Source organism: Evansella tamaricis, assembly GCF_019042215.1.
Lineage (GTDB): Bacteria > Bacillota > Bacilli > Bacillales > Salisediminibacteriaceae > Evansella > Evansella tamaricis.
Map to the genome: position 1 here is coordinate 19144 of NZ_JAHQCS010000012.1, position 12162 is coordinate 31305.

At 38.3% G+C, this 12162-nt stretch carries 12 protein-coding genes; 7 read left to right on the top strand and 5 right to left on the bottom strand.

The genetic code is table 11. From position 1 onward, the window contains the following. The first annotated feature begins 168 nt into the window (after positions 1 to 168). Positions 169 to 837, top strand: a complete 669-nt coding sequence (locus tag KS419_RS00645) for a potassium channel family protein (protein WP_217064163.1) — start codon at positions 169 to 171, stop codon at positions 835 to 837. A gap of 70 nt (positions 838 to 907) precedes the next feature. Here the strand turns inward: KS419_RS00645 and rnjA are convergent, their stop codons facing one another. Both rnjA and KS419_RS00655 read right to left on the bottom strand, forming a co-directional pair. Further along, entirely contained in the window at positions 908 to 2572 is a 1665-nt protein-coding gene (rnjA, locus tag KS419_RS00650; RefSeq protein WP_217064164.1) for a ribonuclease J1, read from the bottom strand. A 2-nt stretch (positions 2573 to 2574) separates the two neighbouring features. Next, complete coding sequence (locus KS419_RS00655) at positions 2575 to 2784, bottom strand: DNA-dependent RNA polymerase subunit epsilon (RefSeq protein WP_217064165.1); 210 nt, start codon at positions 2782 to 2784, stop codon at positions 2575 to 2577. Between the two features lie 460 nt (positions 2785 to 3244). Here KS419_RS00655 and KS419_RS00660 point away from each other — a divergent pair, with 460 nt between their 5' ends. After that, on the top strand, positions 3245 to 4021 hold the full coding sequence (locus KS419_RS00660; protein ID WP_217064166.1) for a Cof-type HAD-IIB family hydrolase: 777 nt from the start codon (positions 3245 to 3247) through the stop codon (positions 4019 to 4021). 48 nt (positions 4022 to 4069) lie between these two features. On the opposite strand, the gene def is transcribed toward KS419_RS00660, so the two are convergent. Both def and KS419_RS00670 read right to left on the bottom strand, forming a co-directional pair. Continuing rightward, positions 4070 to 4654 (bottom strand): peptide deformylase, encoded by a 585-nt coding sequence (gene def / locus KS419_RS00665; RefSeq protein WP_217064167.1) that lies wholly within the window; start codon positions 4652 to 4654, stop codon positions 4070 to 4072. Between the two features lie 183 nt (positions 4655 to 4837). After that, positions 4838 to 5038: a sporulation protein YjcZ gene (locus KS419_RS00670; protein ID WP_246593571.1), complete on the bottom strand. Its 201-nt coding sequence runs from the start codon at positions 5036 to 5038 to the stop codon at positions 4838 to 4840. 175 nt (positions 5039 to 5213) lie between these two features. On the opposite strand from KS419_RS00670, the gene KS419_RS00675 reads away from it, so the two are divergent. From KS419_RS00675 to lpdA, 5 genes are all read left to right on the top strand, one after another. After that, on the top strand, positions 5214 to 5870 hold the full coding sequence (locus tag KS419_RS00675; protein WP_217064168.1) for a YkyA family protein: 657 nt from the start codon (positions 5214 to 5216) through the stop codon (positions 5868 to 5870). A gap of 454 nt (positions 5871 to 6324) precedes the next feature. Further along, positions 6325 to 7413, top strand: a complete 1089-nt coding sequence (pdhA, locus tag KS419_RS00680; RefSeq protein WP_217064169.1) for a pyruvate dehydrogenase (acetyl-transferring) E1 component subunit alpha — start codon at positions 6325 to 6327, stop codon at positions 7411 to 7413. A gap of 3 nt (positions 7414 to 7416) precedes the next feature. Beyond that, a complete protein-coding gene (locus tag KS419_RS00685) occupies positions 7417 to 8394 on the top strand; it encodes an alpha-ketoacid dehydrogenase subunit beta (protein WP_217064170.1) in 978 nt (325 codons plus the stop codon). 86 nt (positions 8395 to 8480) lie between these two features. Then, entirely contained in the window at positions 8481 to 9797 is a 1317-nt protein-coding gene (locus tag KS419_RS00690) for a dihydrolipoamide acetyltransferase family protein (protein ID WP_217064171.1), read from the top strand. Between the two features lie 4 nt (positions 9798 to 9801). After that, complete coding sequence (gene lpdA / locus KS419_RS00695) at positions 9802 to 11211, top strand: dihydrolipoyl dehydrogenase (protein ID WP_217064172.1); 1410 nt, start codon at positions 9802 to 9804, stop codon at positions 11209 to 11211. 88 nt (positions 11212 to 11299) lie between these two features. Here lpdA and KS419_RS00700 read toward each other — a convergent pair whose 3' ends face one another. Further along, entirely contained in the window at positions 11300 to 11713 is a 414-nt protein-coding gene (locus KS419_RS00700; RefSeq protein WP_217064173.1) for a thioredoxin domain-containing protein, read from the bottom strand. Positions 11714 to 12162: the final 449 nt, after the last annotated feature.

The window sequence follows — 12162 nt, forward strand, 5'->3', positions numbered from 1 at the left end:
AAAGCGAGCGACCTTCACTACAATCAACATGAATATATAAATGAGCATTTGTTTATATAAAGTGGTAGCTAAAAAATCTTTATAGGTTTAATCTATTGTCCAAAAATAAAAACATTTGTATGATGAACTTAAGGAAAAGACGTCATTATACGGGGGATAAGGGAAACGATGAGAAAACAATTTGCTGTAATTGGTTTAGGTAGATTTGGGGGAAGTATTTGTCAATCACTTAGGAAACAAGGCATGGAAGTTCTCGCCATTGATACGAATGAGGATAAAGTGAACAAATTTGCTAATGTTGTTACCCATGCTGTTGTTGCAGATTCCACTGACGAAAACACCTTAAAAAGCTTGGGAATCCGTAATTTCGATCACGTCATTGTAGCTATTGGGGATAATATTCAATCCAGTATTTTAACGACATTATTATTAGTGGAGGAGGGGGTAAAGCATATTACAGTAAAGGCTCAAAATGATTATCACGAGAAAGTCTTGAATAAAATAGGAGCCCACAGAGTAGTTCACCCAGAGCGTGATATGGGTGTTCGAATTGCCCACAATATCGTTTCGAAAAATGTTTTAGACTACTTGGAGCTATCTGATGAATATAGTATTGTAGAATTAATGGCAGGTACTTCAGTAAGCGGGAAGTCATTAATAGAATTAAATGTCCGTGCGAAATATGGGTGTAACATCATGGCGGTTAAACGGGGAGATGAAATAAATGTTTCTCCATCAGCAAATGAATCATTACAGATTGGGGACGTGTTGATTGTAATTGGTGCTGATAAGGACCTTACCCGCTTAGAACACGCATTATTTAATGAAGAGGATTAAGAGAAAAGATCTACAGAGGTATTGTTGAACCCCGGTAGATCTTTTTTTTCAAGCATTACACTCAGTAAAATTAAATTTCCATAATAATAGGTAAAATCATTGGCTTACGTTTTGTTTTCTCATATAGAAACGGTCCGAGCATGTCTGTAATTTCGTTTTTAATTTCACTCCACTGGGAGGTTTTCCGTTCCATAAGCCCATTTAAATGATCAGCCAGTTTTGTTTGCGCTTCGTTGATAAGGTCACCGGACTCACGCATATAGACGAAACCTCGTGAAATGATGTCAGGACCTGCAGCAACTTTAAATTCTTTCATGTTAAGACTGACCACCACTACCACAAGCCCTTCTTCGGAAAGGATTCTTCTATCCCTAAGTACGATATTACCAATATCACCGATACCGTTTCCATCAACATAAACTGAACCGGAAGGGATTTTCCCAACAAGACTTCCTTCTGTTTTATCTAATGCGAGCACGTCTCCATTATCCATTAAGAAGATATTCTCTTTTGCAACACCACAATCTTCAGCTAATTTTCCATGCATTTTCTGCATTCGGAATTCACCATGGATTGGCATGAAATACTTTGGTTTAATTAAGCGGAGCATTAATTTTTGCTCTTCTTGTCCACCGTGACCAGAGGTGTGAATATCGTTTAGTGACCCATGAATAACATCGGCACCTGCACGGAAAAGCTGGTTGATGATCTTGCTGACACTCAATGTATTTCCTGGGATAGGTGAAGAGGAAAAAACAACTGTATCGCCAGGAATAATTTGAATTTGTCTATGGGTACCATGGGCGATTCTTGATAGAGCAGCCATTGGTTCACCCTGACTTCCTGTACAAAGGATTGCCACTTGTTCTGCAGGAATCTTGTTTAATTGTGAAGCATCAATAAATGTACTTTTGGGTGCTTTTATATAGCCTAATTCAAGACCAATGTTTATAGCTGATTCCATACTACGACCGAAAACGGCAATCTTCCTTCTGTATTTAACGGCGGATTCAACAGCTTGTTGTAATCGATAAATATTAGAAGCGAACGTTGCAAATATAATTCGTCCTTCTACTGAGCGGAAGATTTGATCGATACTTTCTCCGACTTTTCGTTCTGACATCGTAAATCCAGGCACTTCAGAATTTGTACTATCTGATAATAAACACAGAACGCCTTCATCACCTATTTTAGCCATTTTAGTTAAATTCGCTGGGTCGCCAACAGGGGTGAAATCAAACTTAAAATCCCCAGTGTGGACGATATTTCCTGCGGGAGTCTTTACGACAACACCATAAGAGTCAGGAATACTGTGAGTCGTTCTAAAAAACGAAATCGATGTCTTTTGAAATTTGACAATTTCGTCTTCATGAATTTCTCGAAGATCCGCTCCCCGTAATAATCCGTGCTCTTCTAACTTGTTACGAATAAGACCTAATGCCAATTTACCCCCATAGATAGGAATATTAATTTCACGAAGTAAATATGGAACCCCGCCAATATGGTCTTCGTGTCCATGTGTGATAAAAAGACCTTTGATCTTATCTTGGTTTTTTACTAAGTACGTATAATCAGGAATTACGTAATCAATTCCTAATAGCTCGTCTTCTGGAAACTTTATTCCGGCATCGATGATAATGATTTCATCTTGGAACTGAACCCCGTACATATTTTTCCCTACTTCACCCAAACCTCCGAGGGCGAATACTGCTGCTTGATGATTTTTTGCTTTCATAATTATACATTCTCCAATTTAAATTTTTCGTCTTGTTGTTCATACTCGAGTGCTTTTCCTTCAAGTGGTGTGATAAATTCAATGTTATACTGCGTCCCAATTAACTTTTTCCGAACGTCCTCTTCCGAATCCGCTTCCACATACATTGCATCTGTTTTTTCCCGAACAGGAATTTCTGCCGTGGACTGTTGATAAAATACTTTAAAAATCATGTAAATCCTCTCCTTAATTTATCTTATATTTATTTATACTATAGGATTAGTTAATTTGGTATTATCATAACTCCCATTATCTCTCCTATGTATTAATCCCCAAATTAAAATGTAAAGAATAAACAACCGTTCTTAATTATACAGAAATTATAAGCCAAAGGATAATCCTTCTTTCCTTTGGTGTAGAAAGAAGGATTAATACCATTATGCATATAATTTTTTCGGGAGTAAATCCCTACATCTTTTTAATATTCGTTCTCTCCACCTTTTCAACATTTTAAACCCTCCTTTCGTTGAATTCAAGACTGACGTTCCTTTTTAACGATAGTATTTGTAATTCTCTCCAAACATAGTAAGGAAAAGCTTGGGAATCCTTTGACAAAAAAGAAAGTATCCAGTAAGTTTGATAGGGCAGATATACTATGGATAGTGCAGTTTTATAAAAATGAGGTTGATAATAATGAATGAAAAAATGGTTTTTTTAGATATTGACGGAACGATTTTAAATGGACAGAATCAAATTCCTCCGTCTACGAAATATGCAATAAAAAAAATGAAAGATCAGGGAATTCATGTTGCGATTGCAACTGGTAGGGGACCAACTTGGTTTAAGCATATTCTCAATGAACTTGATCTTTTTTCGTATGTTAGTTTTAATGGATCCTACGTTGTATTTGAAGGAGAAACACTATTTTCTAATCCATTAGATCGCAAACATCTAATAGAGTTTGAACAGGTTGCGAAAACAAAGGGAGAACCGATGGTCTTTTTAAATCAAAATCATATCTATGCTAATCATCCGAACCATCACTATATACAGGATTGTATTGGTACAATGAATTTCGAACACCCACCACATCATGAAACTTTTCACCATGAAAACGATGTATTCCAAGCTCTTTTATTTATTGAGCAGGAAAAAGCACAGTGGTACTATGAAAAAAAGCATTTTGACTATGTCCGCTGGCATCAAAATGCGATTGATGTTTTACCCCTCGGTGGTTCAAAAGCAAAAGGGATTGAAGCATTGTTAAGAGTAGTGAATATTCCCCGAGAAAACACGTTTGCGTTTGGTGATGGATTAAACGATATTGAAATGCTCGAATATGTTGGCTATGGAGTAGCGATGGGAAACGCAGTAACAGAGGCAAAAGATGTGGCAAAATATGTGACTGGTCATGTGGAAGAGGACGGTTTATATAACGGACTAGTAAAAGTTGGTCTCCTTAAAGAGTAGTACATACAGATGTGTAACTATTCATTGTTCTAAACAAAAAGATCCCCATTAAGAGAGGGGATCTTCCATTTCGTTCCGTTTAATAACTTCCTTTGGTGGAAGAGGTACTTTATAAGGATCATCCGTTTCTTCAATTCGATCATAAAACATGATACCGTTTAAGTGATCTATTTCGTGTTGGAAAACGATAGCCGGAAACCCTTTTAATCTTAAAGTGACGGTATCTCCATCTAAAGTTGTTCCTGTTACTTTAATTCGAGCATAACGAGGTACAATTCCAGAAACTTCTCTGTCTACTGATAAACAACCTTCTCCGTTCTCTAAATAAGTGGTTTCTGCAGATTGACTAATGATTTTAGGATTAAACAACCCCATCTCAATGAGATTTTCCTTATGATCTGTTGTTCTAATAGCGATCATTTGTTTACTAACATTTATTTGTGGTGCCGCAAGACCAACCCCAGGACGCAGATCATATTTTTCAGCTGTTTCCGGATCTTGACTATGTACGAGAAACTCCATCATTTTTGAGAGTATCTCCTTATCTTCCTGAGATGGGGGAAGTGGCACTTCTTTAGCTTTTAGCCGTAAAGTGGGATGTCCTTCTCGAATAACATCTTTCATCGTAAGCATGAAACATTCTCCTTCCAAACAATTACTGTTATATATTCTTTTCTCCAAGGTAAAATATTCATGATAAAATAATTTACACAAGGGAAATATTTCTACTTATGTTCTTTCACTATCCTATATTATAATGTATTAGGAAAGAAGAAACGAGAGTTTTTCTTACCCTCGTTTCAAAACACTGCCTAGTTAGTATCTTCTAGTACCTATTGTTCCTGCTCCTACGATAACAAGAAGTATCAAAAGGATTACTAGTAAGGCTAACGCTCCAGCAGCATAATATGCACCATATGAAGGGGTCCCGTAGCTGTATGCAGGTGCACCGTAGCTTTGGACAGGTATTCCATAACTAGGTGAGCAAGGATTACAGTAACCACCGTAATTGTACATGGCAATGCCTCCTTTATGCGGTATATTATTATGCTATGCATATGTCTAATGTTGGAGTGGATATTTACCCAATGATTCTTTTTTTATTTGTTGTGAAAAAGAACTCTTGTCAAATGTTTGAAAGTAAGTTAGTTTTTAAAGTAATGGTTTTATTGTTTGTACTTAGGGGGGAAGAATGTTGAAAAAATTATACTTAGTCTGTACTGCCTTCATGCTTTCTTTATTTGCCGCAGGATGTAGTGAAGAACAGGTGAATCATGTAGAATTAATGTATGATCATTTGGAGGAAGCGGTACAGATTGAAAAAGCTGTCGAAGACAAGCAAGGGCCTTTGACAGAAGCTGAAAATTATGAGTTAGAATTGTATGAACAACTTAGGGATATTTCTGATCTGGCAGAATTAGAAGAAATTGCCCAAACTGCTATTGAATCTGCTGAAGAAAGACGATCCATTATGGAAGAAGAAAAAGCGATTATTGAAACAGCATACGATGAGTTCCAATTATCAATCGAATATCTAGATGAGATTGAGGATGAAGAAGTGAAAGCGCAAGGACAAGCAATGATCGAGGTTATGGAAAACCGTTTTGAAACTTATCAAGAATTATTCTCTCAGTACCTTCTTACAATTGATCTGGATATTGAATTGTATTCAATGTATTACCATGAAGATACAACGATTGAAGATTTACAAGATCAGCATGACTTAGTAAATGAAGCGTATCAAGTGATTAACGACCTTAATCAGCAATTCAATGACCATACAAATGAATTTAATGAATCTAAGCGGTCATTTTATGAAATGGCAGAATTGAATGTAGTTTTTGAATAACTTTTATCCATGGAACACTACGACATGACGTCGTGGTGTTTTTTTGTCTTCTTAATGATGAAAAAACAAGAGAATGGTATATAACAGAATAAAAATTGATATGTAACAGATGTATTTTTGGGTGCAAGTAGGTTAACAACGCATTTATAATAAAAAACCGTAAAATCAAGTTAAAGTGATTGACTATTAGTAAATGTTTCATGTAAACTTAGTCACGTGGTTTTAATTGTACTATTTTTTAAAAAAATAGAATAACACAGATGGATCGTCTCGAATGATTAATGGAACTAACAGATGGGTATAGGACAATTAGAAACAAGGATTCTAAGCTTAATTTCACATGGTTTTAATGGAGATGGGTAACCTAAACATTGGTGAAATAGACAGATGAATTTTGTTTTTAAAATTATACTTACAGCCTATCGCGATAAGAAAGGAAGAGGTGAATTGATTCATGGAAAAAACAAAGGAATTGCAAAACATTGAAAGTCAATTCAAAACGTTTCAAATCCTGAATGAAGAGGGAGAAATTGTAAATAAGAAAGCAATGCCAAAGCTCAAAGATGAAGAGTTAAAAGAATTAATGACACGAATGGTTTATACGCGAATTTGGGACCAACGTGCTATTTCTTTAAACCGCCAAGGAAGACTCGGGTTCTATGCACCTGTTGCGGGCCAAGAAGCATCCATGCTCGGATCCCATTTTGCATTGGAAAAACAAGATTGGATTCTACCAGGTTATCGTGATATTCCACAAATTGTGTTCCATGGTGTTCCTCTAGAGCAGGCTTTCCTTTGGTCAAGAGGTCATTACCAAGGTGGGCAAATGCCTGAAGGTGTAAATGTTTTAATGCCTCAAATTATTATCGGTGCTCAAATTATTCAAAATGCTGGTGTAGCAATGGGGCTTAAGCGAAAGAAAAAAGATGCAGTAGCAATCACCTATACTGGTGATGGTGGTGCGTCTCAAGGGGACTTCTATGAAGGATTGAACTTTGCCGGAGCTTATAATTCTCCTGCCATCTTTGTCGTTCAGAATAATCGTTTTGCAATTTCAGTACCTGTTGAAAAACAATCTGCTGCAAAAACCATTGCTCAAAAAGCAGTTGCTGCGGGAATTCATGGTGTTCAAGTAGACGGAATGGACGTCTTAGCTGTTTATGTGGCAACGAAAGAAGCGCGTGAGCGTGGTCTTGCTGGAAATGGTCCAACACTAATTGAAACATTAACATATCGTTATGGTCCTCACACCATGGCTGGGGATGATCCAACACGCTATCGCACATCTGAGTTAGACGATGAGTGGGAAAAGAAAGATCCATTAGTCCGTTTCCGCAAGTTTTTAGAAGGTAAGAACTTATGGAGTGAAGAAGAAGAAAACAAAGTAGTTGAACAGGCGAAAGAAGATATTAAAGAAGCGATTAAAAAAGCTGACAGTGCTCCAAAACAAAAAGTGACGGATCTTATCGGTTTCATGGGAGAAGAACTTCCGCACAACTTAAAGGAGCAAATGGAAGAGTATAAAGAAAAGGAGTCGAAGTAAGCTATGGCGCAAATGACAATGATCCAAGCGATAACTGATGCAATGCGAAACGAATTGAAGAATAACGAAGATGTTCTTGTATTCGGGGAAGACGTTGGGCAAAATGGTGGTGTTTTCCGGGCAACAGAGGGGTTACAAAAAGAATTCGGGGAAGACCGTGTATTTGATACACCACTAGCTGAATCTGGTATCGGTGGTCTGGCAATTGGTTTAGGGCTAACTGGATTCCGACCAGTAATGGAAATCCAATTCTTCGGTTTTGTTTTTGAAGTGTTTGATTCAGTAGCAGCACAAATGGCAAGAATGCGTTATCGTTCAGGTGGAGTTTATCATTCGCCAGTTACTATTCGATCTCCGTTCGGTGGTGGGGTTAAAACACCAGAATTACATGCGGACAGTTTAGAAGGGTTAATGGCACAAACTCCTGGACTAAAAGTGGTTATTCCTTCTACTCCATACGATGCAAAGGGATTATTAATATCTGCCATTCGTGACAATGATCCGGTAGTATTCCTTGAGCATATGAAACTATATCGTTCATTCCGTGAAGAAGTCCCTGAAGAGGAGTATACGATTCCATTGGGGAAAGCGGACATTAAGCGAGAAGGAAAAGATATTTCTATCATTACTTACGGTGCAATGGTTCACTCGTCTTTAAAGGCAGCAGAAGAGTTAGCAAAAGAGGGAATCGAAGCGGAAGTTATTGACTTACAAACAGTAAGTCCGTTAGATATAGAAACAATTATAGATTCAGTTGAAAAAACGAATCGTGCCATCGTCGTGCAAGAAGCTCAAAAACAGGCTGGGGTTTCTGCTCATGTCGTGGCAGAGATTAATGAGCGTGCTATTTTAAGTCTTGAGGCACCAGTTTTACGTGTAACAGCACCAGATACGATTTTCCCATTTGCTTCTGCTGAAGACGCTTGGCTTCCAAGCTACAAAGACATTGCTGAAAAGGCAAAACAGGTCATTAACTTCTAATAAAATGCATTGACTGAATAGAATATCTTTTCAGTCCTCCTTGCTATATGGATGATTATAATTGAATTGAAATGGAGGCGTTAATCGTGGCATATGAGTTTAAAATGCCTGACATAGGTGAAGGAATCCACGAAGGTGAGATTGTGAAATGGGAAGTAAAAGAAGGTCAGGAAGTTAAGGAAGATGACGTTTTATGCGAGGTTCAAAACGATAAGGCTGTAGTTGAAATCCCATCTCCCGTGGACGGCAAAGTTGCTAAGATCCACATTGAAGAAGGTGTCGTAACAACAGTCGGAACGGTAATCATTACTTTTGAAACTGATGCTGTTCAACCTCCTTCTGCACATGGTGACCACGAGGAAGAGGAAACAGCACCAGCTACAGAAGATCAGGCAAAATCAGAAAAGGCGACTGAACCTGCGGCCAACCTTGAAGAAGAGGTAGATGAGAACCGTCGTGTCATAGCCATGCCTTCTGTTCGTAAATATGCCCGTGAAAAGGGCGTAACGATTGCTAAAGTTAACGGAAGTGGGAAAAATGGTCGAGTTGTAAAAGAGGATGTAGATAAATTCTTATCTGGAGATACAGGTACAGATTCTACACAAACTTCAGGCGAAACAGACCAATCACAAGAAGTCTCTGCACAACCAACAGCACCTGCAGAGAAAAAATCTGTAACCCCATATAAAGGGACAAATGCTGAGCTTGAAACTCGAGAAAAAATGTCAGGAATTCGTAAAGCAATATCACGTGCAATGGTTAATTCCAAGCATACTGCTCCTCACGTAACGTTAATGGATGAAATTGAAGTAACAGATCTTGTTGCCCATCGTAAGAAGTTTAAAGAGGTCGGAGCACAAAAAGGTATTAAGCTTACTTACTTACCATACGTTGTGAAAGCATTGACTTCTGCTTTACGAGAATACCCAATGTTAAATACATCATTAGATGATTCTACAGATGAAATCGTTCATAAGCATTACTATAATATTGGTATTGCTGCAGACACTGAGAAAGGCTTATTAGTTCCTGTAGTAAAAGATACAGATCGTAAATCCATTTTCTCTATCTCTGATGAGATTAATCAATTAGCAACAAAAGCACGTGAAGGTACATTAGGTTCTGATGAAATGAAGGGCGCTTCTTGTACGATTACGAATATTGGTTCTGCAGGAGGTCAGTGGTTTACACCTGTTATTAACCACCCAGAAGTGGCCATTTTAGGATTAGGACGAATCCAAGAAAAAGCAGTTGTTCGAGATGGGGAAGTGGTTGTGGCACCAGTACTTGCCTTATCATTAAGCTTTGACCATCGTATCATTGATGGAGCAACAGCACAACATGCGTTAAACCATATTAAGCGTTTGTTGAATGATCCACAATTAATTGTAATGGAGGGCTAAACAAATGGTAGTAGGAGATTTTCCGGTAGAAGTAGATACACTTGTCATAGGTTCAGGTCCGGGGGGATATGTTGCAGCAATTCGGGCCGCCCAACTAGGACAAAAAGTTACTGTTGTTGAAAGAGGAAATCTTGGTGGAGTTTGTTTAAACGTTGGTTGTATTCCTTCGAAAGCATTGATTGAAGCAGGTCACCGTTTTCACAGGGCAAACCATTCGGAAGATATGGGAATCACTGTAGGAGAAGTGAACCTTGATTTTTCTAAAGTACAAAAGTGGAAACAGTCTGTTGTTGATAAATTAACAGGCGGAGTTGAAGGGCTTTTAAAAGGAAATAAAGTTGATATAGTTAAGGGAGAAGCTTACTTTGTGGACGACTCCACAGTAAGAATCATGGATGAAAAGTCTTCCCAAACATACAAATTTAATAATTGTATTGTTGCAACAGGATCCCGTCCAATTGAACTACCAGCATTTAAGTTCAGTGAGCGAGTTGTTTCATCAACAGGTGCTCTTGGACTTAAAGAGGTTCCGAAGAAATTAATTGTAATCGGTGGAGGCTACATCGGTGTGGAATTAGGTTCTGCTTATGCGGACCTTGGCTCAGAAGTAACGATCCTTGAAGGTACAAAATCTATCCTTCCTGGTTTTGAAAAGCAAATGAGTCAGCTAGTAGCCAGACGCCTGAAAAAAATGGGTGTAACGATTAAAACGGAGGCGTTTGCACAATCCATGGAAGAATCTAAAGATGGTGTGAAGGTCAAAGCAGAAATTAAAGGAAAAGAAGAAGAGTTTGAAGGGGATATCCTTCTTGTTACAGTTGGACGCCGTCCAAATACGGAAGAGCTTGGATTAGAGCAAGCAGGTGTTGAAATAGATGAAAAAGGAATTGTGAAGGTTGACAAGCAATGCCGTACATCTGTTAAAAACATTTATGCAATAGGAGACATCGCTCCTGGTCCACAATTAGCACATAAAGCATCTTATGAAGCAAAGGTTGCTGCAGAGGCTATCTCAGGACATCCTTCGGAAATTGATTACACTGCGATCCCTGCAGTTGTGTTTTCCGGTCCAGAGCTGGCAACTGTAGGTCTTAATGAAGCGGAAGCAAAAGAAGAGGGCTATGACGTGGTTGTATCTAAATTCCCATTTGCAGCTAACGGGCGGGCGTTATCTCTAAATGAAACAGAAGGCTTCATGAAGATGGTGACACGCAAAGAAGATGGTTTAGTATTAGGTGTTCAAATTGCGGGAGCAAATGCTTCGGATATGATTTCTGAAGCTTGTGTTGCAATTGAAGCTGGCATGACTGCAGAAGATATTGCGTTAACGATTCATGCTCATCCATCTCTCGGAGAAATTACGATGGAAACAGCAGAAGTTGCCTTAGGTATGCCAATTCATATTGTAAAGTAACAAAAAAGGTATCCTATTTGGATACCTTTTTTAATATAGAAGTGTTTATTTTCTTATCTCTGTCTATCTCATGAATTATCTTGGTATTTTAAGAGGCTTCTTCTTCCGGAACTAGTGTTGCTTCTAATACACCAACAATTTCTGGCATCTCTTTATACCCTTCAATTCGAATGAGAACACCTACTTCATCAACAACAATGAGTGTGGGGTATACCATAATATTATAGTACTCTGCTAATTCTTTTTCGCTAGTTGAAACAATTTTAACGGTATCCAGACAGTCTGGATACCTTCTTTTAAAATTTAATAAGGCATCATAGTAACTATTTTCATCTTCTATTCTCTCATCGTTTGAAAATAGAAATGTCATTGGACTGGAATGAAAACCCTCATCAGAAAAAGACGGGATGGAATCGTGAGTGCTTTTCACTTCTTGTGATTGGCATCCAATCAGTATAAAACATAATGGGATTATGAATAACATGATACTTGCTGTTTTCATTCTAGTCACCTAACTTCCTTTCATCCAGTCAATGTCCATTCCCTTTCATAGTATCATTTTATTTGTATGTATATTCGTTCGTAACAAAACTGTTATGTAAATGAAAGCAATTCATAAACAAGATAAGTGAAAAGGACTGGAATAAGAAAAGCGCAAGCGCCTATGATCACGAGCGTAGGGCAGTGGAGGAATGACAACAGAAGTCCGCTATTTGACTTCCGTTGTCATTTCCGAAGTGCCCCGCAGCGAGTAGGCGCTGGAGCTAGACAAAGAAAAGCGCAAGCGCCTATGATCACGAGCGTAGGGCAGTGGAGGAATGACAACAGAAGTCCGCTCGTTGACTTCCGTTGTCATTTCCGAAGTGCCCCGCAGCGATTAAGAAGGAACTGAAAAAGTTTAAAACCACTTTTTCAGTTCCTTTTATTTGTATGGCAATGGCTGCGCTCGTC